The 21,666-nt window shown below is 69.6% G+C and carries 22 protein-coding genes; 14 read left to right on the top strand and 8 right to left on the bottom strand.

The window, feature by feature from the left end; all coding sequences use genetic code 11:
- Positions 1-19: 19 nt before the first annotated feature.
- The 3 genes from ABE434_RS12370 to ABE434_RS12380 form a co-directional block, all read right to left on the bottom strand.
- Positions 20-520 carry a hypothetical protein gene (locus ABE434_RS12370; protein ID WP_346479040.1) on the bottom strand — a complete coding sequence of 167 codons (501 nt, stop codon included), beginning with the start codon at positions 518-520 and terminating at the stop codon, positions 20-22.
- Positions 521-567: 47 nt separating this feature from the next.
- Positions 568-1,128 (bottom strand): DUF308 domain-containing protein, encoded by a 561-nt coding sequence (locus ABE434_RS12375; protein WP_346479041.1) that lies wholly within the window; start codon positions 1,126-1,128, stop codon positions 568-570.
- A 68-nt stretch (positions 1,129-1,196) separates the two neighbouring features.
- On the bottom strand, positions 1,197-1,910 hold the full coding sequence (locus ABE434_RS12380) for a ComF family protein (RefSeq protein WP_319207365.1): 714 nt from the start codon (positions 1,908-1,910) through the stop codon (positions 1,197-1,199).
- A 70-nt stretch (positions 1,911-1,980) separates the two neighbouring features.
- Between ABE434_RS12380 and bioB the strand changes: the two genes are divergently transcribed.
- From bioB to bioC, 5 genes are all read left to right on the top strand, one after another.
- A complete protein-coding gene (gene bioB, locus ABE434_RS12385; RefSeq protein ID WP_346479042.1) occupies positions 1,981-3,015 on the top strand; it encodes a biotin synthase BioB in 1,035 nt (344 codons plus the stop codon).
- A gap of 62 nt (positions 3,016-3,077) precedes the next feature.
- On the top strand, positions 3,078-4,289 hold the full coding sequence (gene bioF / locus ABE434_RS12390) for an 8-amino-7-oxononanoate synthase (protein ID WP_346479043.1): 1,212 nt from the start codon (positions 3,078-3,080) through the stop codon (positions 4,287-4,289).
- A gap of 16 nt (positions 4,290-4,305) precedes the next feature.
- On the top strand, positions 4,306-5,067 hold the full coding sequence (bioH, locus tag ABE434_RS12395) for a pimeloyl-ACP methyl ester esterase BioH (RefSeq protein WP_346479044.1): 762 nt from the start codon (positions 4,306-4,308) through the stop codon (positions 5,065-5,067).
- A 59-nt stretch (positions 5,068-5,126) separates the two neighbouring features.
- A complete protein-coding gene (locus tag ABE434_RS12400; RefSeq protein WP_176987892.1) occupies positions 5,127-5,909 on the top strand; it encodes an SDR family oxidoreductase in 783 nt (260 codons plus the stop codon).
- Positions 5,910-5,946: 37 nt separating this feature from the next.
- Positions 5,947-6,831, top strand: a complete 885-nt coding sequence (bioC, locus tag ABE434_RS12405; protein ID WP_346479045.1) for a malonyl-ACP O-methyltransferase BioC — start codon at positions 5,947-5,949, stop codon at positions 6,829-6,831.
- Between the two features lie 52 nt (positions 6,832-6,883).
- Here the strand turns inward: bioC and ABE434_RS12410 are convergent, their stop codons facing one another.
- Complete coding sequence (locus ABE434_RS12410; RefSeq protein WP_176987890.1) at positions 6,884-7,498, bottom strand: ElyC/SanA/YdcF family protein; 615 nt, start codon at positions 7,496-7,498, stop codon at positions 6,884-6,886.
- Positions 7,483-8,442: a pyridoxal-phosphate dependent enzyme gene (locus tag ABE434_RS12415; protein WP_346479046.1), complete on the bottom strand. Its 960-nt coding sequence runs from the start codon at positions 8,440-8,442 to the stop codon at positions 7,483-7,485. The genes ABE434_RS12410 and ABE434_RS12415 overlap by 16 nt, the downstream gene beginning before the upstream one ends.
- Positions 8,443-8,589: 147 nt before the next feature.
- On the opposite strand from ABE434_RS12415, the gene ABE434_RS12420 reads away from it, so the two are divergent.
- The 9 genes from ABE434_RS12420 to ABE434_RS12460 all read left to right on the top strand — a co-directional run bounded on the left by ABE434_RS12420 (position 8,590) and on the right by ABE434_RS12460 (position 19,088).
- The gene (locus ABE434_RS12420; protein ID WP_346479047.1) at positions 8,590-9,120 is read left to right on the top strand and encodes a hypothetical protein; all 531 of its coding nucleotides are present in this window, start codon (positions 8,590-8,592) and stop codon (positions 9,118-9,120) included.
- Positions 9,121-9,611: 491 nt separating this feature from the next.
- Positions 9,612-11,501, top strand: coding sequence for a tRNA uridine-5-carboxymethylaminomethyl(34) synthesis enzyme MnmG (gene mnmG, locus ABE434_RS12425; RefSeq protein ID WP_346479048.1), 1,890 nt, complete (start codon positions 9,612-9,614; stop codon positions 11,499-11,501).
- A 60-nt stretch (positions 11,502-11,561) separates the two neighbouring features.
- Positions 11,562-12,092: a gamma carbonic anhydrase family protein gene (locus tag ABE434_RS12430; protein WP_346479049.1), complete on the top strand. Its 531-nt coding sequence runs from the start codon at positions 11,562-11,564 to the stop codon at positions 12,090-12,092.
- A gap of 121 nt (positions 12,093-12,213) precedes the next feature.
- Entirely contained in the window at positions 12,214-12,903 is a 690-nt protein-coding gene (locus ABE434_RS12435) for an RDD family protein (RefSeq protein ID WP_176987885.1), read from the top strand.
- Entirely contained in the window at positions 12,900-13,892 is a 993-nt protein-coding gene (locus ABE434_RS12440) for a stage II sporulation protein M (RefSeq protein WP_346479050.1), read from the top strand. Before ABE434_RS12435 ends, ABE434_RS12440 begins: the two co-directional genes overlap by 4 nt.
- Positions 13,882-15,573 carry a DUF4129 domain-containing protein gene (locus ABE434_RS12445; protein WP_346479051.1) on the top strand — a complete coding sequence of 564 codons (1,692 nt, stop codon included), beginning with the start codon at positions 13,882-13,884 and terminating at the stop codon, positions 15,571-15,573. The genes ABE434_RS12440 and ABE434_RS12445 overlap by 11 nt, the downstream gene beginning before the upstream one ends.
- Positions 15,570-16,748 carry a DUF4350 domain-containing protein gene (locus tag ABE434_RS12450; protein ID WP_346479052.1) on the top strand — a complete coding sequence of 393 codons (1,179 nt, stop codon included), beginning with the start codon at positions 15,570-15,572 and terminating at the stop codon, positions 16,746-16,748. The genes ABE434_RS12445 and ABE434_RS12450 overlap by 4 nt, the downstream gene beginning before the upstream one ends.
- Positions 16,745-17,758 (top strand): MoxR family ATPase, encoded by a 1,014-nt coding sequence (locus ABE434_RS12455; RefSeq protein ID WP_241696355.1) that lies wholly within the window; start codon positions 16,745-16,747, stop codon positions 17,756-17,758. Before ABE434_RS12450 ends, ABE434_RS12455 begins: the two co-directional genes overlap by 4 nt.
- Positions 17,759-17,789: 31 nt before the next feature.
- Positions 17,790-19,088, top strand: coding sequence for a DUF58 domain-containing protein (locus ABE434_RS12460; RefSeq protein WP_346479053.1), 1,299 nt, complete (start codon positions 17,790-17,792; stop codon positions 19,086-19,088).
- Positions 19,089-19,112: 24 nt separating this feature from the next.
- On the opposite strand, the gene ABE434_RS12465 is transcribed toward ABE434_RS12460, so the two are convergent.
- From ABE434_RS12465 to ABE434_RS12475, 3 genes are read right to left on the bottom strand one after another with little or no spacing between them, the layout of a single operon-like run.
- Positions 19,113-19,772: a hypothetical protein gene (locus tag ABE434_RS12465; RefSeq protein ID WP_346479054.1), complete on the bottom strand. Its 660-nt coding sequence runs from the start codon at positions 19,770-19,772 to the stop codon at positions 19,113-19,115.
- Complete coding sequence (locus ABE434_RS12470) at positions 19,772-20,950, bottom strand: glutathionylspermidine synthase family protein (RefSeq protein ID WP_346479055.1); 1,179 nt, start codon at positions 20,948-20,950, stop codon at positions 19,772-19,774. The genes ABE434_RS12465 and ABE434_RS12470 overlap by 1 nt, the downstream gene beginning before the upstream one ends.
- Before the next feature lie 3 nt (positions 20,951-20,953).
- Positions 20,954-21,517, bottom strand: coding sequence for a DUF1190 domain-containing protein (locus ABE434_RS12475; protein ID WP_346479056.1), 564 nt, complete (start codon positions 21,515-21,517; stop codon positions 20,954-20,956).
- Between the last annotated feature and the right edge of the window lie 149 nt (positions 21,518-21,666).

The following is a 21,666-nucleotide window of genomic DNA, read 5'->3' on the forward strand; positions in this document are numbered from 1 at the left end:
GCTGCCCTGACCGACGGGCTCAGGGCGCCTTGCCGGTGATCTCGGTGAACAGCCGGTGCGCTTCGTCGCTGCCATCCAGTCCGGTCACCTGCATGGACTGCGCGAACGGACCGGCGATGACGGCGACATTGAGGACCTGGTCGCCGATGGTGAACGCCACCCGCTTGCCCACGCGTGCTTCGGTCGCGGCAAGGATGCGCGGTGCGGCTGCGTCGGTGAAGCGCAGGACAAGGGTGTCCTGTCCGTTGTGTCCATCGGTGCCGACGGCAACCGAGGCGATGTCGCCGGTGGTGATGAACGCCGGTTCGAGCAGCGGCAGGGCATTGCCATCGCGGTCCGTGAGCGTTGTGCTGTTGGAGCCACCTGCCTCCGCGGCGACCTCACGCATCTGGATGCGTGCCTGCGCCAGCGGTGGGACGCCCGCCGGCACGTCTGCCGCCGCCGGAGGCGGGGATGTCTGCGTGCAGGCGCCCAGGCCGGCGCCCAGTGCCAGGATCACGATCAACAGATGGCTGCGCATGCGCGTCTCTCCAAGGGTGGGGCCCCGAGTATCGCTGTTGCCCGCGCTCAGCGCAGGCGGCGGATGCGCCAGCCGACCACGATCTGCAGTACGCCGTAGAGCAGGCTGCCGATGCCGATCCACAGCGTGGTGACGGCGATGCCGGCAATCGGATTGGCCACCATCATCGCGCCGAGCACGATCGCCAGCACGCCACTGAGGATCAGCAACCACTCGCCCTGGATTTCCCTGCGCACCCGGATTGCGAACACGATGCGGTAGAGGCCGGCCACGATCAGCCAGGCCGCGAGCAGCAGGATCAGCACGCTGGCGGTCGCCAGCGGATTGAGCACGGCCAGTACGCCAAACCCCAGCGAGGCCAGCGCATAGACCAGCAGCCAGCCGCGCGGCACACCGCTGCGGCCGAACAGCGCGAACAGGCTGATCAGGCCCTCCACCAGCGCCATCACGCCGATCGCCCAGGCCAGTGCGGTCGCGGCCGACAACGGCCGGGCGATCGCGATCAGCCCGAATACCACGGCGACCACGCCGTACAGCATCAGCACCCACCAGCTGCGGCCGATGGCAGTAAGAAGGGGAAACGTGCGCGAGTCCGGCGGCAGGTTCATGGGACATCCTTGAGGGGTGATGACGGCCCGATGGTACGGCTTCGTTGTGCACGGCGCGGCAACGGCGCTCACGGCACCCGCGCACAGACCCATACCTGCATCGGTCCGGCACCGGCGTACTGCAGCGCGCGCAGCGCGGCATCGGTGGTCGCCCCGGTGGTCATCACATCGTCGACCACGGTCAGCCCGGCCGGCGGATGCCCCCGCACCGCGAACGCATCGCGCAGGTTGCAGCGACGGGCATCGGCATCCAGATTCGACTGCGCGGCCGTTTCGCGGGTCCGTTGCAGACCCTGCCAGAGCGGGCAGCACAGCCCGCGCGCCAGCGGCCGGGTCAATTCCAGCGCCTGGTTGTAGCCGCGCTGGCGCAGCCGCCGGCGATGCAGCGGCATCGGCTGCAGCGGCCCGGCCAGGAACGGCGGCACGCGCTGCAGCATCAGCTGCGACAGCAATCGGCCGGCGGCCAGGTCCTGGTGGAACTTGAACCGGATCAGCAGGCGGTCGATCGGCGCCGCATACAGGAACGCCGCGCTGGCGGCGGCCTGGCGGGGATGCTCGTCGATGCAACGCCCGCAGTGGTCGTCTGTTTCATCGGCGCGGTCGGCCGCCGCCAAGGGCAGCGCGCAGCGGCGGCAGGCATGGTCGTTCCAGGGCAACGCCCGATGGCAGGCGCGGCACAGGTCCATCCCGTCCTCGCCCGGGCACTCGCAGACCAGGCAGCGCAACGGCAGGATCTGCCAGCGCAGCCACCCCAGGGCTCCGTAAACTTTTGAAATGATCATATGGTTGACAGATGGCGGCCTCCTCACCAGACTGCCGCCCTTTCGTTCCCCTATCTGTCAGGACATCCCCATGGCTTCTGTCATCCGACATGACTGGCACCGCGAGGAGCTGCTGGCGCTGTTCGAACTGCCGTTCCCGGCGCTGCTGCACCGCGCGGCCAGCGTGCACCGCGAGCAGTTTGATCCGGCGGAAGTGCAGATCTCGACCCTGCTCTCGGTCAAGACCGGCGGCTGTCCGGAAGACTGCGCCTACTGCCCGCAGGCACAGCGCTACAGCACCGGCGTGGACGCGCAGAAGCTGATGGCCACCGACGATGTGGTCGCCAGGGCGCGCCAGGCCAGGGCCGCCGGCGCCTCGCGGTTCTGCATGGGCGCGGCCTGGCGCTCGCCGAAAGACCGCGACATCCCCAAGGTGGCGGCGATGATCCGCGAGGTGAAGGCGCTCGGCCTGGAAACCTGCGCCACGCTGGGCATGCTCAGCGGCGCGCAGGCCACCGCCCTGCGCGAGGCCGGGCTGGACTACTACAACCACAACCTGGACACCGCACCGGACTACTACGACTCGATCATCCACACGCGCCAGTACCAGGACCGCCTGGACACGCTGGCGCACGTGCGCGATGCCGGGCTGAAGACCTGCTGCGGGGGCATCGTCGGCATGGGGGAGACGCGCGAACACCGCGCCGGCCTGCTGCTGGCGCTGGCCACCCTGCCCGCCCACCCGGACTCGGTGCCGATCAACCGCCTGGTGCAGGTCGCCGGCACCCCCCTGCACGGCACCGCCGCGCTGGACCCGTTCGAGTTCGTGCGGATGATCGCGGTGGCCCGCATCGTGATGCCGCGTTCGATGGTGCGGCTTTCGGCCGGGCGCGAGGCGATGAGCGACGAGCTGCAGGCGCTGTGCTTCCTGGCCGGGGCCAACTCCATCTTCCATGGCGAAAAGCTGCTGACCACCGGCAACCCGGACACCGAGCGCGACCTGGCCCTGTTCGAACGGCTGGGGCTGCGCCCGATGGCGATCAGCGTGGACGCGGTGGGGCACGATCACCCGGCCACGGTCCACGCCGACATCACCGCTGGCGGCGGCTGTGGGCGGGCGGCCTGAGCCCCGAGCAGCGGGCCCGGCAACCGGGTACGCTAACGGCCCACCCGGACCCCCTGACGACCATGGCCCGTCCTGACCTGCACGACCGCATCCAGGCCCAGCGCAAGCTCCGCGACGCGCAGGGGCGCCTGCGTGTCCGCCGCGTGGTGAGCCGGCGCGATGGCGTGCAGCTGGAAGTGGATGGCCAATGGCTGACCAACTTCTGCAGCAATGACTATCTGGGTCTGTCGCAGCAGTTCGGGGTGGTCAGCGCACTGCAGGATGCCGCCGCGCGCGAAGGCGCCGGCGCGACCGCCTCGCACCTGATCTGCGGCCACCATGCGCTGCACGAAGCGCTCGAACAGGAAATGGCCGACTGGCTCGGCTATCCGCGCGCACTGCTGTTCGGCAGCGGCTTTGCCGCCAACCTGGCCGTGCAGCAGGCGCTGCTCGGCGAAGAAGACGATGTCTGCGTGCAGGACCGGCTCAACCACGCCAGCCTGCTCGATGCCTCGCGCCTGGCCGGTTGCCGGCTGCGGCGGTATCCGCACCTGGATACCGAAGGCGCGCTGCGCCAGCTCAAGCACGCGCCCAACGGCGCGGCGATGCTGGCCACCGACGGTGTCTTCAGCATGGATGGCGACATCGCCCCCCTGCGCTCGTTGTCGCTGGTGGCGCGCATGCAGGAAGCGCTGCTGTATGTCGATGACGCGCACGGTATCGGCGTGGTCGGCGAACACGGCCGCGGCTGCGTGGCCGATGCAGGCCTGGGCGTCGACGATGTGCCGCTGCAGCTGGCCACGCTCGGCAAGGCACTCGGCGGCAGTGGTGCGGTCGTGCTCGGCGACGAGGCGATGATCCAGCACCTGGCCGAAACCGCGCGGCCCTACATCTACACCACCGCCGTACCGCCGGCCCAGGCCGCCGCGGCACTGGCCGCCGTGAAGCTGGCACGCCGCGACGACTGGCGCCGCGAGAAGCTCACCGAGTTGATCGGCCTCTTCCGCGCCGGTGCCCGCCAGCACGGCCTGGAACTGATGCCGTCCGATACCCCGATCCAACCGCTGCTGTGCGGCGCCGAGTCGACGGTGATGGCGATGTCGGCCACGCTGGAGGCGGCGGGTTTCCTGGTCAGCGCGATCCGTCCGCCGACCGTGCCCGAGGGCAAGGCGCGCCTGCGCGTGACGCTGTCCGCACTGCATGCGCCGGCGCAGGTGCGCGCATTGATCGATGCGATCGCGCACGCCCGCGATACCGTGGGGCAGCAGCACGCGTTGAATGCCCTGACCGCGTGACGCCACAGAGTTGAGCATGCATATCGATGTCATCGGCCAGGGCCCGGCACTGGTCCTGATCCACGGCTGGGCCCTGCATGGCGGCGTGTTCGCGCCGCTGGTGGAGCGGCTGTCGCCGCACCTCCAGCTGCACCTGGTCGATCTGCCCGGCCATGGTGCCAGCCGCGACGACACCACCCCGTTGCGCCTGCCGCATGTGGTCAACGCCATCGCCGCTGCGACGCCGCCGGCGGTCTGGTGCGGCTGGTCGCTCGGCGGCCTGTTCGCCCTGCATGCCGCCGCGACGCTGCCGCAGGTGCGCGCCCTGGCGATGATCGCCGCCACCCCGCGATTCGTGCGCGGCGACGATTGGCCGCATGCGGTCGAGCCGGCGGTGTTCGGCCAGTTCGGCCAGGATCTCGCGCAGGACTATCGCGGCACGCTGGAGCGCTTCCTCGCGCTGGACGCGATGGGGTCCGAACACGCCCGCCAGGAACTGCGCACGCTGCGCGAGATGCTGGTCGCGCGCGGAGAGCCGGCCCCCTGTGCGTTGCAGGAAGGCCTGCGCCTGCTGGAGAACACCGATCTCCGCGGCGCCCTGGCCCCGCTGGGCAAACCCAGCCTGTGGCTGGCCGGCCAGCGCGACCGGCTGGTCTCGGCGCGGGCCATGCAGGCGGCCGGCGCGCTGGCCCCCGCCGCGCAGGTCCATGTGGTCGCCCACGGCGGGCATGCCCCGTTCCTCGGCCATGCCGACGAGGTCGCCGCGCAGCTGCAACACTTTGTTGCCGCACAGTCTTGACCTCTCCCGGCCACGCATCGCCGATCATGTACGACTGCCTCTTGCCACAGGACTGACCCATGGATCTTGGAATCGCCGGCCGCTGGGCCCTGGTCTGCGCCGCCAGCAAGGGCCTCGGGCTGGGCTGTGCGCGTGCGCTGGCCCGCGAAGGCGTCAACGTGGTGATCGCCGCGCGCGGTGAAGCGGCGCTGGATCGCGCCGTGCTCGAGCTGCAGGCCCTGCCGGGCGCCCGCAGGGTGATCGGCGTGGTCGCCGACATCACCACGCCGGAGGGCCGCGCCGCGGCGCTGGCCGCCTGCCCGCAGGTCGACATCCTGGTCAACAACGCGGGGGGGCCGCCGGCGGGCGATTTCCGCCAGTTCACCCGCGACGACTGGATCGCCGCCCTGGATGCCAACATGCTGGCCCCGATCGAGCTGATCCGCGCCACCGTGGACGGCATGATCGAGCGCGGCTTCGGCCGCGTGGTCAACATCACCTCGTCCTCGGTGAAGGCGCCGATCGACATCCTCGGGCTCTCCAACGGCGCACGCTCCGGGCTGACCGGCTTCGTGGCCGGGCTGGCACGCAGGACCGTTGCCCACAATGTCACCCTCAACAATCTGCTGCCGGGCCAGTTCGATACCGATCGCCTGCGCGGCAACTTCGCCTATCTGGCGCAGCAGCAGGGCATCGATGCCGGCCAGCTGGCCGAACGCAAGCGCACCCACATCCCGGCCGGCCGCTTCGGCACCGCCGATGAGTTCGGCGCCGCCTGCGCGTTCCTGTGCAGTGCGCAGGCCGGCTACATCACCGGGCAGAACCTGCTGATCGATGGCGGCGCCTACCCGGGCACCTTCTGATTCCACCCGCACCACCGTTTTGAGCCGTGAGTACCCCATGACGTCCAGCTTCGATCCCCATCACGTCCGCCGCGCCTTCTCGCGCGCCGCCAGCAGTTACGACGCCGCCGCGGCGCTGCAGCGCGAGGTGGAAAAGCGCCTGCTCGAATCGCTGGACTACCTGGAAAACCGCCAGCCGCAGGTGGTGCTCGATGTCGGCAGCGGCACCGGCCACGCCAGCGCCGTGATGAAGAAGCGCTGGCCGAAGGCGCAGGTGATCGCGCTCGACCTGGCCCAGCCGATGCTGCGCGAGGCGAAGAAGCAGGCCGGCTGGTGGAAGCCGTTCTCGCGCGTATGCGGCGATGCGCAGGCGTTGCCGGTGCTGGACCAGAGCGTGGATGTGATCTTCAGCAACCTGTGCCTGCAGTGGGTGGAGGATCTGCCGGCGGTGTTCGCCGGGTTCCGCCGCGCGCTCAAGCCCGGTGGCCTGCTGCTGGTCTCCACGTTCGGGCCGGAAACCCTGATCGAACTGCGCGATGCGTTCGCCACCGCCGACGACGTGCCGCATGTCAGCCGCTTCGCCCCGATCGCGCAGTTCGGCGATGCGCTGATGATGTCCGGCTTCCGCGATCCGGTGCTGGACCGCGACCTGTTCACCCTGACCTACGACGACCTGACCGCGCTGATGCGCGAGCTGCAGGCGATCGGCGCCACCAACGCACGCCAGGACCGCCGCCACACCCTGACCGGGCGCGGGCGCTTCGATGCCGCGCGGGCGGCGTACGAGCCGCTGCGCCGCGAGGATGGCAAGCTGCCCAGCAGCTGGGAAGTGATCTACGCCCATGCCTGGGCACCGGAGGGCGGCGCGCCGATCCGCGAGCGCGGCCACGATGTCGCCACCGTGCCGGTCTCGGCGATCCCGATCCGTCGGCGGACGACGTGATGCGCCGGCGTCGGGCCGGCGTTACGGCGCAGCACCGCGGCGAAGCGCTGCGCTAGGACGCCGGAAACAGGTCGCGGTGGAAGAAATAGATTTCCTGCGCCAGGAACCGCCAGCTGGTGTGGAAGCTGCGGAAGCGCGTGCTCGGCGTGGACGAGGCCAGCGCATCGATGCCCAGTTCCCGGCACAGGCGCAGCGCGCGCGCCATGTGCAGCGGATCGCTGACGATGATCACGCGGTGCAGCTTGCGCTGATCCATCAGGCGCCGCGCCTCGATCAGGTTCTGCCGGGTGGTGCGTGAGGCCGTCTCGATCAGGATCGCGTCATCCGGTACGCCCTGCTTGAGCGCGTAGCGACGTGCCACCTGCGATTCGGAAAAGCGCGCGCCGGTGCCGCCGTAGCCACCGGTGAAGATCAGCAGCGGCGCATAGCCCTGCTGGTACAGATCCAGGCCGTGCCGGATGCGCTCTTCGAACACCGGTGAGGGCTTGGCGTCATACGCCGCCGCGCCAAGCACGATGATCGCGTCGGCCTTCTGTGCCTGGTCGCGCTCGCCGATCCAGACAATCCACGCCGTGACCCCGAGCAGCCACACGGCCAGCACGATGCACAACCGCCACAGCCAGCCGAAGAACCCCACCCCGGTGCGCCGGCTCATGCCGCGCTCCACGGCAGGGCGTCCAGGTCGACGTTGCCGCCCGACAGCACCACACCGACGCGTTTGCCGGCAAAGCGCGCCGGTTCGGCGAGGATCGCCGCCAGCGCGATCGCCGAGGACGGCTCGACCACCTGCTTGAGCACCTGCCAGATCAGCCGCATCGCGGCGATGGTGGCGTCATCGGCAACGGTGATCACCTGCGCCACGCCGTGCAGCAGTGCGAAGTTCGGCATGCCCAGCGTGCCACGCAGGCCATCGCAGACGGTATCGGGGGTGAAATCGATGCGGCGCTCGCCGGCCGCCAGCGAGCGCGCCGTATCGGCGGCCCCCAGCGGTTCGGCCAGAACCAGCCCGGCCGCCGGGGCGACCGCCTGCAGCGCCAGCCGCGTGCCCGAGGCCAGGCCCCCGCCGCCCACCGGCACCACCATCATGTCCAGGCCCTCACTGGCGTGCAGCAGCTCCAGCGCGGCCGTGCCCTGCCCGGCGATCACCTGGGCATCGGTGTAGGGATGCACCAGGGTCGCCCCGGTTTCGGCCTGGACCTGCGCGCACATCGCTTCGCGCGCGGCGATCGAGGCATCGCAGCGCCACAGCGTGGCCCCGTGGCGACCGATGTTGGCCAGCTTGGCCGCCACGGCGCCCTCGGGCACGATCACATGGCAGGCGATGCCGCGGGTACGCGCGGCCAGCGCCAGGGCGGCGCCATGGTTGCCCGAGGAGTGGGTGACCACCCCGCGCCGGGCCTGGTCATCGTCCAGCGCCCAGACGGCATTGCACGCGCCGCGGAACTTGAAGGCGCCGCTGCGCTGCAGGTGTTCGGCCTTGAAGAAGATCGTGGCGCCGGTCATCGCATCCAGCGTGCGCGAGCGCAGCACCGGGGTCACGCAGGCGTGCGCGGCAATGCGCGCCGCCGCCGCCAGCACGTCGTCAACACAGGGCAAGGGTGAATCGCTCATGACGCAAGATTAACGTATGCCCCACGGCCACATGCGCCCTGATGAACGTGTCAGCATGGCAACCATTCATTCGGATCGGGCCGAGTTAAGGGCCGATTCAACGCCGTGGGCCGAAGCTGGCCCTACAGCCCTTTGGGGGGACCCATCATGAAAATGCGCCTTGTTCTTGCCGGTGGCCTGTTGTTGGCCCTGTCCGGCTGCGCGACGTACGACTATGTCGGCGGTGGCGGTGGCGGCAGTGGCTACTACCACGGCGCACCGTCGGTCGAGTACCGCTACCCGGCCGGCTATCCCTACGGCTACGGCAGCGGCTACTACGGCGGTGGCGGATATTACGGTTATGGCGGCGGCTATGGCGGTGGTTACGGCTACCCGGTGTATCGCCCCTATCCGAACTACCGTCCGCCGCACAATCATCGCCCGCCGCCGCGTCCCGGCAACGGCAATGGGGGTCATCCGACCCGTCCGCCGGATCGTCCGCGTCCGACCAACGGCGGCTCGCCGTGGCGGAACATGGATTCGGTGGGTGGCCCGCGCCGGCCTCAGCAACAGCAGCAGCGACCCTCGCGTCCGCCGCAGGCACGCCCGGCCCAGGCCCCGCGTCCGGCTGCGCCGAGGATGAACGGCTCCCCGTGGCGGAATCTCAACAATGCGAACCAACGCACAGTTGAGCCCTGAGATGGCTTGATTTTCACGCGCCCGGCGGTTCACTCTAGCCGGGCGGTGACTGCCACGGTCACAAAGTGTCAAAAGCGACAAGTGGCGTCACATTCGGCTCTATGTCGATATCCGCCAGGAACATCTGGATCCCCCCTGTTCCGGCCCTGTCGGATGTCGGCACCTTAAACGCAGAAGGCCCCGCTACTGGCGGGGCCTTCTGTATTTGGGCCACCCGGCCCGGCCGGGAACCGCAAAAAAACAGGGCCGGCAGTCCCCCGACTGCCGGCCCCTCTGCTTCCCCACGATGCGCTTGGACCGGCCCCTGTTCCAATTCCGGTCCGTTGCGCACAAGGCGCATGCCATCCTGGGTGCTATTGGGTTATCTGCAGAAAACGTGCCAACTTGAGGGTTGATTTCATGGCCCCCGACGAATGGCGCTAAAATCGCCACCCGCGCCCTGTTGCCAGGGCTGATCCGGGCCGCCCGGCCCCGTCCCGAGCTCCTCCGCCATGACTGACTCCTTCTACCGCTACGACGTGATCGTCATCGGCGGCGGCCACGCCGGCACCGAGGCCGCGCTGGCGGCCGCGCGCAGCGGTGCGCGCACCCTGCTGCTGACCCACAACGTGGAAACGATCGGCGCGATGAGCTGCAACCCGGCCATCGGCGGGATCGGCAAGGGCCACCTGGTCAAGGAGATCGATGCCCTGGGCGGCGCGATGGCGCATGCCGCCGACCGCGCCGGCATCCAGTGGCGCACGCTCAATGCCTCCAAGGGCCCGGCCGTGCGCGCCACGCGCTGCCAGGCCGACCGCAATCTCTACCGCATGGCGATCCGCCAGATCGTCGAGGCCCAGCCCAACCTGACCGTGTTCCAGGCGGCGGTCGATGACCTGATCATCGAAGGCGACGCCGTGCGCGGTGCGATCACCCAGACCGGCCTGCGCTTCAGCGCGGCGGCCGTGGTGCTCACCGCCGGTACCTTCCTGGCCGGCAAGATCCACGTCGGTGAAACCCAGTACGCCGCCGGCCGCATGGGCGACCCGCCGGCGACCACGCTGGCCGCGCGCCTGCGCGAGCGCCCGTTCGTGATCGACCGCCTCAAGACTGGCACGCCGCCGCGCATCGATGGCCGCTCGCTGGACTACAGCCTCATGGAAGAACAGCCCGGCGACGACCCGCGCCCGGTGATGTCCTTCCTCGGCAGCGTGGCCGAGCATCCGGCGCAGGTCAGCTGCTGGATCACCCACACCAGCGAGCGCACCCACGAGATCATCCGCAACGCGCTGCACCGTTCGCCGCTGTACAGCGGGCAGATCGAAGGCATCGGCCCGCGCTACTGCCCGTCCATCGAGGACAAGGTGGTGCGCTTCGCCGAGAAGGCCAGCCACCAGATTTTCGTCGAGCCCGAAGGGCTGGACGTGGTCGAGATATATCCCAACGGCATCTCCACCTCGCTGCCCTTCGATGTGCAGCTGGAGCTGGTGCGCAGCATGCGCGGCTTCGAGAACGCGCATATCACCCGGCCGGGCTACGCGATCGAGTACGACTTCTTCGATCCGCGCGGGCTGAAGAACACGCTGGAGACCAAGACCGTCAGCGGCCTGTTCTTCGCCGGCCAGATCAACGGCACCACCGGCTATGAAGAGGCCGCCGCGCAGGGCCTGCTGGCCGGCCTCAACGCCGCCCGCTTCACCCGCGACGACGCCGGCTGGTGCCCGCGCCGCGACGAGGCGTACCTGGGCGTGCTGGTCGACGACCTGATCACCCATGGCACCAACGAGCCGTACCGCATGTTCACCAGCCGCGCCGAGTACCGGCTGCAGCTGCGCGAAGACAATGCCGACGTGCGCCTGACCGGCCTCGGCCGCGAACTGGGCCTGGTGGATGACCGTCGCTGGAGCGCGTTCCAGACCAAACAGGATGCCGTCGCACGGGAAACCGCGCGCCTGCGTGCACTGTGGGCGACGCCGGGCAATGCGCTCGGCCGCGAAGTGGAGGCTACCCTGGGCGTGGCGGTCAGCCGCGAAACCAACGTGCTGGACCTGATCAAGCGTCCCGAACTGGATTACGCCACGCTGATGCAGGTGCCCTCGCTCGGGCCGGCCGTGGCCGATGCCAAGGTCGCCGAGCAGGTCGAGATCGGGGTGAAGTACGCCGGTTACCTGGACCGCCAGCGCGATGAGATCGCGCGCCAGCAGCGCCACGAGAACACCGCCATCGCCGCGGAGTTCGATTACGCCGGCGTGCGCGGCCTCTCGGCCGAGGTGCAGCAGAAGCTCGAACGGGTGCGGCCGCAGACCATCGGCCAGGCCCAGCGCATCCCCGGCATGACGCCGGCGGCGATCTCGCTGCTGCTGGTGCACCTGGAACGCGCGCGTCGCAGCAGAGTCGCGTAAGAACAGCGCCCGGTATCATGACCCCGCGCCCAGCAGGGCGCGTCATTGCCTGGAGTCCGCATGTCCCCGATCCGCCCCTTCCTCGACAAACTCCCCGTGCTCGGCGAGCGCGTCTACATCGACCCGGCCTGCACGATCATCGGTGACGTGGTGCTGGGCGATGACGTCTCGGTGTGGCCGGGCACGGTGATCCGCGGCGATGTGAACCACGTGCGGATCGGCGCGCGCAGCAACATCCAGGACGGCACCATCATCCACGTCAGCCACCACAGCCCGTTCAACAAGGGCGGCTACCCGACCCTGATCGGTGAAGGCGTGACGGTCGGCCACGGCACCATCATCCATGCCTGCACCATCGGCGATTACTGCCTGATCGGCATGGGTGCCTGCATCCTCGATGGCGCCAAGGTGGGGACGCACGGTTTCCTCGGCGCGGGCGCGGTGCTCGGCCCCGGCAAGGTGGTCGGCGAAGGCGAGCTGTGGCTGGGCAACCCGGCGCGGCTGGCGCGCAGGCTCAGCGACAAGGAGATCGAGTCGCTGCACTACTCGGCCGATCACTATGTGCGCCTGAAGGATCAGTACCGCGGTTGATTGCGGTAAAGTCCTCAGCCGACCAGGAAGCAGTCGAGACCCGCATGCCCCCGCTGGCAGACCGGAGAGGAATCCGGCGTCCCCTGTGGCCTTCCGTACGATCCACCGTGACGTGCCGCCGATGAGCGCGCCCATGCTGGACACCTACCGGGAGGTCATCACCCCCGAAGGCGTGCCCCTGCACCTGCCCGTGGCCGGTCCGTTGCCGCGTGCGCTGGCCTGGGCGATCGACTTCGTGATCCGCATCGGCGCGCTGATGATCCTCAGCATTCCGCTGGCCTTCCTCGGGGGCTTCGGCCAAGGCCTCTACCTGGGCCTGATGTTCCTGTTGCTGTGGGCCTACACCATCGTCCAGGAAGCGTGCTGGGGCCGCACCCTGGGCAAACGCGCCATGGGCCTGCGCGTGGTCGCGCGCGATGGCGGACCGATCGGCTGGATGAGCGCGATCACCCGCAACCTGCTGCGCACCGTGGACATGCTGCCGTTCGGCTACGCGCTCGGCCTGCTGTCGAGTCTGTTCGATGCGCATGGCCGCCGCCTCGGCGATCTGGTCGCCGGCACCGTGGTGATCCACCAGGGTGCGCCGCCGCTGGGCGGCAGCGTGCCGGTCGGCAGCGTGCTGGTGCCACCGCACCCCTTGCAGCCGGCCGAGCAGGCGGCCGTGGTCGCCTTCGCCGAGCGTGCGCCGCGGCTGTCGACCCCGCGCCAGCAGGAGCTGGCCGATATCGCCGCGCCGCTCACCGGAAGCCGCGGCCAGGTCGGCGTGCTGCGCCTGTATGCGATGGCCAACTGGCTGTTGGGACGCCGATGAGACAGGAACAGTTCGTCGCCCGCTACCAGGCCGAATGGCAGGCGCTGGAGCAGTGGCTGACCCAGCGCGGCGAGCATCCACGGCAGGCACGCCGGCAAGCCGCCCCCGAAGGCCTGGACGACGGTGATTTCCCGCAGCGCTACCGCCGCCTGTGCCAGCAGCTGGCACTGGCGCGCCGACGCGGTTACAGCCCGCAGCTGGTCGCGCGGTTGCAGCAGCTGATGCAGCAGGGCCACACCCTGCTCTACCGCACGCCGCGACCGCAGTGGCAGCGCGCGCTCGCCTTCCTGTTCGCCGACTTCCCGCAGCTGGTGCGCAGCCAGGCGCGCAGCATGTGGGTGGCCGCGGCCTTGTTCGTGGTGCCGCTGGTGGGCAGTTTCGCGCTGGTGCTGTGGCGCCCGGAGCTGATCCACCTGCTGCTGGACAACGCGCGCATCGCCGAATTCGAGCGCATGTACGATCCGGCCTCGCCGAACCTGGGCCGCGACAGCGGCACCAACTGGACGATGTTCGGCTACTACATCATGAACAACATCAGCATCGGCCTGCGCACGTTCGCCTTCGGGTTGATCGCCGGCGTCGGCACGGTGCTGGTGATGCTGTTCAACGGTGTCGGCATCGGCTCGGTCGCCGGCCATCTGCAGCACATCGGCCACGGCGATCCGTTCTGGCGCTTCGTGGCCGGCCATGGCGCGTTCGAGCTGACCGCGATCGTGATCGCCGGCGGCGCCGGCCTGCAGCTGGGCATGAAACTGCTTGCCCCCGGGCGGCGGCGGCGCATCGATGCGCTGGTCGAGGGCGGCGTGATCGGGGCCAAGCTGTGCGTGGGGGTCGCGGCGATGCTGCTGATCGCCGCCTTCATCGAAGCCTTCTGGTCCTCGATCGCGGCGATCCCGGCCTGGGGGAAATACAGCGTGGCCGCGGTGCTGTGGACCACGGTGTTCGTCTGGTTGTGGCGCGGTGGACGCGGGGCGGCCGATGCAGATTGATCGGCTCAACGTCGTGCTGCGGGCACGCTCGGGCTGGGAGGCCATGGAGCTGGGCATGGCCCTGGTGCGCCGCCATGCGGCCGCAGTCTGGGCGCCTTGGCTGGCCGTGTCGCTGCCGGTGTTCGTGCTGCTCAACGCCGTGGCGTGGTGGACCGACAGCTTCGGCTGGGCCTGGCTGGCGATGTGGTGGCTCAAGCCGCTGTTCGAGCGCATCGCGCTGTACGTGATCTCGCGCGGGGTGTTCGGCGATACGTCGACGACCCGGCAGACCCTGCGCGCGCAGCGCTCCTGGGGCTGGCAGGGCTTCTGGGGTTATCTCGGCTGGCGACGCCTGAGCCCGCTGCGGTCGGTGCTGCTGCCGGTCAACCTGCTGGAAGGTGCTGATCCGGCGCATCGGCGCCAGCGTCGCCGTGCGATCGCCGGGGGCGCACTGGGGCATGCGCTGCTGCTCACGCTGGTGTGCATGGTCTTCGAGGTCGTGCTGGTGGCCGGCGGCATCGCGGCGGTATTCCTGTTCATTCCGGTGGACCTGCTGTCCGAATCCTGGCGCGCGGCGTGGGAGCTGGCCAAGCAGGACATGCCGGCGTGGATGCAGCTGGGCGTGAACCTGCTGTTCTGGGGCGCGGCCACGGTGATCGGTCCGTTCTACGCGGGCGCGGGCTTCGGGCTGTACCTGGACCGGCGTACGCAGATGGAGGCGTGGGATCTGGAGATCGCCTTCCGGCGCCTGCGTGTACGGATGCAGCAGGCGGCGCCGTTGCTGATGCTGGCCCTGGTGCTGATCTGGCCGGGCGCGGCGCTGCACGCGCAGCAGGGGCCGCCGTCGAACGCCAAGGGCGCGGTGGCGGCACCGGCCGATGACACGCCGTCGCTCGAGGACGGCCTGGCGCCCGCCTCCGATGCGGCCGACGCGGCCGACGCCGCTGACGAAGACGGCGAAGAAGTAGACGAAGAAGACGATCCACCGCTGACCTACGACAACGATCCGGCCAACACACCGGTCGGCATCTTCGGCGGCGAAGCAGTGGATACGGCCGGCTTCCGCCAGGCCGTGCAGCGCGCGTACGAAGACCCGCTGCAGAGCCCGACCCGCGAGGTGACCGAGTGGAAGCGCACGGACACCGACGCAGTCGATGTCGAGAAGGCCAAGCGCGAGGCCGCGACCAAGGGCACCTCTCAACGCGGTGCCAAGGGTCCGTTGTTGCCGGCACAGATCGCCGAGTGGACGCTGTGGGCGTTCGTGGGGTTGCTGGTGGTACTGCTGCTGGCCACCGCGCCGCGCTGGCTGCCGTGGCTGCGCGGCTCTGGCCAGCGCCGTCGCGCAACGGCGACGGCGGTCGTGGAAGACGCGATCCGGATACCGGACGTGGCACCGCCCGATCCCGCCGCACGTGCGCGTGCGCTGTGGCAGGAGGGACGCCCCCGCCAGGCGCTGGCGCTGTTGTATCGCGCCAGTGTGGACACCATGAGCGAACGCGCGCAGGTCAGCCTGCCGCCGGGGGCCACCGAAGCGCAGTGCCTGCGCGCTTCGCGACGGATGCCGGTCGAGGCCGACCGCAGCCTGTTTGCGCGCATCGTGCGGGTCTGGCAGTACGCCGCCTATGCGGGCCAGTTGCCGACCGATGACGACTTCGACTCGCTGGCCTCCACGCTGCAGGCCCAGTTCGGGTGGCGCGCATGAGCGCGCGCCTGCGCTGGCTGCTGGTTGGCCTCGTGCTGCTGGTGATCGCGGTGCCGCTGGCGATCCTGTTCCTGCGCACGCACGAGCGGGTGACCGAGGTGGAACGCCTGCCCCCGCAGGGCGAAGCGAGCTACAACCCGCTGTATGTGCTCGGCCAGGCACTGCGTGCGGACGGCCTCACGGTGCAGTCGCGGCCGCGCCTGGACCTGACCCGCATGCCGTTGGCGCCGGGCGATACCGTCGTGCTGCTGCAGGACAGTGCGGAGGTCCCCGCGCCCGCGGTGGCCGCCCTGATGGCCTGGGTGGCACGCGGCGGGCATCTGATCGTGCGCACGCCACCGATCGGCAAGGACGAGGCGCGCAACGGGCCGCTGCTGGAAGCGCTCGGCGTGGACAGCGAAGGCCATGAAAGCGACTGCCAGCCGTTCCACGTGCGCGATGACCCGCAGCATGTCGAGTTCTGCAACGGACGCCGCTTCGCGGTCGCGCCGCCCACCGGCATCACGCTCGAGCGGGGCTGGGGAGATGAGGAAAGCCGGGTCTTCGCCCGCCTGCGCCACGGCCATGGCCGCATCGATGTGCTGGCCGACATGGCCTTCATGCACGGCAAGGGCCGACCCAACCCGGCGGTCCCCCCGAATGCTGCCAACGCGATCGTCGATGGCCTGCACGACAAGGCACACCGCGATCTGACCCGCTACGTGCTGGCGCCGAACCATGGCAAGGGCACGATGTGGCTGGTCTACGCCTCCCGTCCGCCCTCGCTGTGGAACCGCGTGTTCTACCTCGGTTGGCCGGTGTGGGCGCCGTTGCTGCTGGCCCTGCTCGGCTGGCTGTGGCAGCGTGCGCAGCGGCTGGGCAGCGAACTGCCCTCGCCGCCGGCCGAACGCCGCTCCCTGCTGGAACACATCCGCGCCAGCGGCGAGCACCTGCTGCGCTTCGGCAAAGCGCCGCTGTTGTACGACGCGGTCCGCCGTGCCTTCCTGGCTCGCCTGCGACGGCGGTCACCGACGGCCGCCGCGCTGGCCGGCGAGGCCCAGGTGCACGCCATCGCCACCCTGCTGCAGTGGTCGCACGCACGCGTGCAGACCGCCCTGACCCCACCCGCTGCCCACGACGTCGCCGGCCTGCGCGACCGCATCCGCCTGCTGATCCAGATGAGAAACCTGCTATGACCGAGCCGACGCTTCCGCCGCCGCTGTCCCCTCCTGCCGTGACCGCGCCGCCGTCGCCGTCGCCGTTGTCCGAGCGCGTCGATGCCGTGCGCGACGCCGTCGGCCGCGCTTTCATCGGCCAACCCGAGGTGCTCGACCAGATCCTGATCGCCCTGCTGGCCGGTGGCCATGTGCTGATCGAAGGCGTTCCCGGGCTGGGCAAGACCCTGCTCGTGCGTGCCCTCGCCCAGGCGCTGGAGCTGGACTATGGCCGCGTGCAGTTCACCCCGGACCTGATGCCCAGCGATGTCAGCGGCCACGCGGTGTACGACCCGAAGACCGAGAGCTTCAAGATCCGTCGCGGCCCGGTGTTCACCAACCTGCTGCTCGCCGATGAAATCAACCGCGCCCCGGCCAAGACCCAGTCGGCCCTGCTGGAAGTGATGCAGGAAGGCCAGGTCACGATCGAGGGCAAGGCGTTCGCACTGACCCCGCCGTTCCTGACCCTGGCCACGCAGAACCCGGTCGAACAGGAAGGCACCTACCCGCTGCCCGAAGCGCAGCTGGACCGCTTCCTGCTCAAGGTGCTGATCGATTACCCGACGCTGGACGACGAGAAGCGCATGGTCGATGCGATCACCACCGGCCGCAGCGCGGCCGACTTCGATCTCTCGCAGGTGCCACGCGTGCTGAACGGGGCCGAGGTGGTCGCGCTGCAGCAGGCGACCGCGGCGATCACGGTCGATCCGGAAGTGATCGACTACGCGGTGCGTATCGTCGCCGCCACGCGGCAGTGGCCGGGTATCGCGCTCGGTGCCGGCCCGCGCGGCAGCATCGCGCTGGTGCGTGCGGCGCGTGCGCAGGCGGTGCTGTCCGGCCGTGATTTCGTCACCCCCGACGACGTGCGCGACATCGCCAAGCCGGCGTTGCGCCACCGCATCGCCTTGGCACCGGAACTGCAGATCGAAGGACAAAGCGCCGACGATGCATTGACCGCACTGCTGGCCAAGGTGGACGCACCACGCAAATGAGCACGCGCGCCGTCCATCGCGGGCGACCGGCATGAGGCCGGGCGCGCTGCTGCTGGCACTGCTGGCCGGCTGGGGCCTGCTCGGCGTGCCGGTGGTGCTCGGTGCCTGGCCGCACGCGGCCTGGTGGGCGATCGGTGCCGGCGTGGGCCTGATCGCACTGGTGGACCTGCTGCGCCTGCGCCGCCAGCCCTCGCCCAGCGTGCACCGCGCGCTGCCGGAGTCGCTGGCGCTGAACGTCGAGCGCGAGGCCACGCTGCGGCTGGAATCGAGCCGGCACCAGCGCGTGGAGGTGTTCGATCTGGTGCCGGGTGGGTGGGCCCTGCAGGGCCTGCCGCGTGCGCTGGCGCTCAAGCCGATGGTCAGCAGCAGCGTGGCGTATCGGCTGACGCCCACCGCGCGTGGCCGCTTCGTGTTCGAGGGCGTGCACCTGCGCGTGCACAGCGCTTGGCGGCTGTGGCATCAGCGGCGGCAGCTGCCGCCGGCGATGACGGTGCGCGTGTACCCCAACTTCGCACCGCTGACCCGCTTTGCGTTGTTCAGTGCCGAACAGGCCTCGCGCCTGGTCGGTGCCCACCTCAAGCGCCGTCGCGGCGAAGGCACCGATTTCCACCAGATGCGCGAATACCGCATCGGCGACAGCCTGCGCCAGATCGACTGGAAGGCGACCGCGCGGGCGCGCAAGCTGATCTCACGCGAGTACCAGGACGAGAAGAACCAGCAGCTGGTGCTGATGATCGACACCGGCCGGCGCATGATGGCCAGCGAAGGCGGCCTGTCGCACTTCGATCATGTGCTCAACGCAGCGCTGGTGGTCTCCTACCTCGCGCTGCGCCAGGGCGACGGCGTGGGCCTGTTCGCCGCCGGTGGCGAAAGCCGCTGGGTCGCACCGAAACGCGGCATGGGCACGATCGATACTCTGCTGCGCGCCAGCTACGACCTGCAGGCGCAGCCGGTCGCCACTGATTACCTCGCCGCGGCCACCGAACTTTCGCTGCGGCAACGCCGGCGCTCGCTGGTGATGCTGGTCACCAACGTGCGCGATGAAGACATCGAAGACCTGCTCGCGGCCGTACACCTGCTGCAGCGCCAGCACCTGGTGTGCGTGGCCAGCCTGCGCGAGCGCGCGCTGGACGATGCGCTGGCCCAGCCGGTGGAGACCCTGCAGGACGCCACCCAGGCCGGTGCGATCGCCCGCTACCTGCAGCAGCGCAGCGACGCGCATGACGCGCTGCGCAGCCATCGGGTGATGGTGCTGGATGTCACCGCCGAGGCACTGCCCGGGGCGCTGGTGGAGCGCTATCTGGCGGTCAAGCGGGATGGGTTGTTGTAACGCGTACCGACCAACGGTCGGTAGCTACGCAGCGATGCGGGCGCTGACGATCAGGCGCGTTATCGCCTTCTGCACGACCGCACGATTGCGGGCAAGCTTCATCCACCCCGGCAGGCGGGAGAACATTGAACGATGCACGCCACGGCTTTCGCGCAGTGACGCGTTGACGTAATCCAGAAGGGCCTGCAGATGCGCTGTGTTGTACGCCCATAGCAGACCGGCGCGGGTCGGCTCGACCAGGCGCAGGGGTAGGCCGAAATGCGGATCGGCCGGGTCCCCAGCGCGCAGTGGGCGTACCGTGACGCTGACCTCGCTGCTGCGCCCGCATTGCGCGCACTCCGCAGGCAACGTGCCCGGCACCCCGGTGGTCGCAGATGGTCGGTGCTGGTGTACGGACAGCCATTGATGTCCGCAGTGGCCACAGGGCCGACGCCCATCCAGGCGGACCGGGCCCACCCAGGGGTTGTCGACGCTGTCCAATGCCGCGCTGCAACCGGTGCAGCGGAAGCGTGCGGTCCAGCGATACGGTGCCCAGCTCGCCAGCACCCAGCCAGGCGTATCGCAGCGGTGGCAGCGTACAGCCACGCGATCGGCAAACGCCTGCAGGCTGCGGCCGTCATCGAAGTGACGGCCGGCAACAGGTGTTGTGCGCCCGCGCGAGCCGGGCCGGCGCTGCACAGCCATCAGACGAAGATACGCGTCGGCGCTTCGTCGATGATCGCGTGCGGAACGAAGCGGGCGCTGTCGCGGGTGATCCGGCTGTTGTCTTCGCGGATGCCCATGCCACAGGCCTGGTCGCCCACGATCCAACTGCCGATCAGCGGATAAGCGCCATCGAACGCGGTGAGCGGATGCGCGGCCTGGCGGATCGCCGGGCCGGTGTACGGGCCTTCGCTTTCCTGCCAGCTGCCGTCGGCCAGGTGCATGGCCACGTTGGCGCCCTCGCGCGAGAACAACGGCTTGCGCACCCAGCCGCGCGGCAGCTCGCTGCCGTCGTCGAATTCGGCGGCGAGCAGGTTCGGGTGGCCACGGTGACGCTGCCACAGCAGCGGCAGGACGCCCTTGTTGCTGAGGATCGCCTTCCAGGCCGGTTCCAGCAGCTGCACGCCCGAGGCCGGCAGCGCCTGGCCGAACGACTCGGTCATCAGGTCCTCAAGCGGGTACAGCTTGAACAGGCTGCCGATCACGGTGTCGTCGAGCGCGGTGAAGCGCCCGTCCTCGGACAGGCCGATATCCTCGATCGCGATCGCGTCGCCACGCAGGCCGGCCTGGGCCGCACAGTCGCGCAGGTAGGCGACGGTGCCCTGGTCTTCTTCCGAAGCACCGACCGCGCTGAAATACAGCGGCGGCGGCAACTGCGCGGCCAGTTCGCCGAAGCGTTCGACCAGCGCCTCATGGATCGCGTTGAACTGATCGGCATCCGGCGGCAACCGGTTCTGGTTGCGCTGGTCCTCCAGCCACTGCCACTGGAAGAACGAGGCCTCGAACAGCGAGGTGGGCGTGTCGTAATTCAGCTCGTAGAGCTTGGCCGGGCCGCTGCCGTCGTAGGCGAAATCCAGCCGCCCATACAGATGCGGCTCGCGGCGGCGCCAGCTGTCGGCGATCCAGTCGCGGAACTGCGGCGGGATCGCCAGCTGGTCCATCAACTGCTGGCTGCCCACCACCTCGTCGACCAGATCCATCGCCATCGCATGCAGCTCGGCGCTGGGATCCTCGATGTCCTGTTCGATCTGACGCAGGGTGAAGGCGTAGTACGCGGTTTCATCCCAGTACGGCAGGCCATCGATGGTGTGGAAACGGAACCCCGACTCTTCGGCCCGGGCGCGCCATTGGCTGCGCTCGGCGATACGCACGCGCTGCATCGATCAGCCGCCGACGCTGCTGCGGTTGCTGCTGGTGTTGCCGAAGCCGCCACGGCTGGCGGTGACCGCACGGTTCGGGGTGGCGCTGACCGGGGCCAGGCCGGCCTTGCCTGCGCCAATGCCGCTGGCGGTGTTCAGCCCACCGGTCGACGGACCCGGGCGTGCCCAGCCCTTGGCCTTGTCCTGATAGGCCGGGCTTGCCGCCGGCTGCTGGGCCAGGCCTGCACCGCCGCGGTTGCTGAGCATCTGCGACATGAAGAAGCCCATCATCATCGGGCCGATGAACGAATGGCCGGTGGAGGTCTTCTGTTCCACGCACTGCTCGGCGCTGTACTCGGCTTCGCAGGCTTCACGCGAGGCGTACTTGGGGGCGGCATCGGCGGACTGCTTCTGCGCGTCGGCAAAGGCCGTGCGGCAGCTGGACGGATCGCCGGTGGCTTCGGTACAGGCCTGCACCGAGGTGTAGAGCCCTTCCTGCACCTGCACGGCCTCGTTCTTCTGGCAGGCGGTGAACAGCAGCGGCGCAGCGCTCATCAGCAGCAGCGCAGTGGTCCTGGAACGTTTCATGGCGTCATGCCCCCTAATACGGTTATCTCCCCAATCATGCCTGATCGGGGCGAACAACCAAAACCGGCAAAGTCCAAAACATGAACAGCGTTTCAGGATTCGATCGCGCGGCAGCGGCGAAGGTGGTTGCAAACGCAACCGGAATTTTT

Source organism: Stenotrophomonas sp. TWI1183 (assembly GCF_039673115.1).
Classification (GTDB): domain Bacteria; phylum Pseudomonadota; class Gammaproteobacteria; order Xanthomonadales; family Xanthomonadaceae; genus Stenotrophomonas; species Stenotrophomonas maltophilia_AA.

Bases quoted from the DNA above. Each gene is read 5' to 3' on its own strand.
- ABE434_RS12420 (WP_346479047.1), top strand. From the start codon at position 8,590: ATGAAAATGCGCCTTGTTCTTGCCGGTGGCCTGTTGTTGGCCCTGTCC.
- ABE434_RS12400 (WP_176987892.1), top strand. From the start codon at position 5,127: ATGGATCTTGGAATCGCCGGCCGCTGGGCCCTGGTCTGCGCCGCCAGC.
- ABE434_RS12465 (WP_346479054.1), bottom strand. From the start codon at position 19,772: ATGGCTGTGCAGCGCCGGCCCGGCTCGCGCGGGCGCACAACACCTGTT.
- ABE434_RS12470 (WP_346479055.1), bottom strand. From the start codon at position 20,950: ATGCAGCGCGTGCGTATCGCCGAGCGCAGCCAATGGCGCGCCCGGGCC.
- ABE434_RS12450 (WP_346479052.1), top strand. From the start codon at position 15,570: ATGAGCGCGCGCCTGCGCTGGCTGCTGGTTGGCCTCGTGCTGCTGGTG.
- ABE434_RS12415 (WP_346479046.1), bottom strand. From the start codon at position 8,442: ATGAGCGATTCACCCTTGCCCTGTGTTGACGACGTGCTGGCGGCGGCG.
- bioH (WP_346479044.1), top strand. From the start codon at position 4,306: ATGCATATCGATGTCATCGGCCAGGGCCCGGCACTGGTCCTGATCCAC.
- ABE434_RS12435 (WP_176987885.1), top strand. From the start codon at position 12,214: ATGAGCGCGCCCATGCTGGACACCTACCGGGAGGTCATCACCCCCGAA.
- bioB (WP_346479042.1), top strand. From the start codon at position 1,981: ATGGCTTCTGTCATCCGACATGACTGGCACCGCGAGGAGCTGCTGGCG.
- ABE434_RS12475 (WP_346479056.1), bottom strand. From the start codon at position 21,517: ATGAAACGTTCCAGGACCACTGCGCTGCTGCTGATGAGCGCTGCGCCG.
- ABE434_RS12445 (WP_346479051.1), top strand. From the start codon at position 13,882: ATGCAGATTGATCGGCTCAACGTCGTGCTGCGGGCACGCTCGGGCTGG.
- ABE434_RS12440 (WP_346479050.1), top strand. From the start codon at position 12,900: ATGAGACAGGAACAGTTCGTCGCCCGCTACCAGGCCGAATGGCAGGCG.
- mnmG (WP_346479048.1), top strand. From the start codon at position 9,612: ATGACTGACTCCTTCTACCGCTACGACGTGATCGTCATCGGCGGCGGC.
- bioF (WP_346479043.1), top strand. From the start codon at position 3,078: ATGGCCCGTCCTGACCTGCACGACCGCATCCAGGCCCAGCGCAAGCTC.
- ABE434_RS12375 (WP_346479041.1), bottom strand. From the start codon at position 1,128: ATGAACCTGCCGCCGGACTCGCGCACGTTTCCCCTTCTTACTGCCATC.
- ABE434_RS12380 (WP_319207365.1), bottom strand. From the start codon at position 1,910: ATGATCATTTCAAAAGTTTACGGAGCCCTGGGGTGGCTGCGCTGGCAG.
- bioC (WP_346479045.1), top strand. From the start codon at position 5,947: ATGACGTCCAGCTTCGATCCCCATCACGTCCGCCGCGCCTTCTCGCGC.
- ABE434_RS12430 (WP_346479049.1), top strand. From the start codon at position 11,562: ATGTCCCCGATCCGCCCCTTCCTCGACAAACTCCCCGTGCTCGGCGAG.
- ABE434_RS12460 (WP_346479053.1), top strand. From the start codon at position 17,790: ATGAGGCCGGGCGCGCTGCTGCTGGCACTGCTGGCCGGCTGGGGCCTG.
- ABE434_RS12455 (WP_241696355.1), top strand. From the start codon at position 16,745: ATGACCGAGCCGACGCTTCCGCCGCCGCTGTCCCCTCCTGCCGTGACC.
- ABE434_RS12370 (WP_346479040.1), bottom strand. From the start codon at position 520: ATGCGCAGCCATCTGTTGATCGTGATCCTGGCACTGGGCGCCGGCCTG.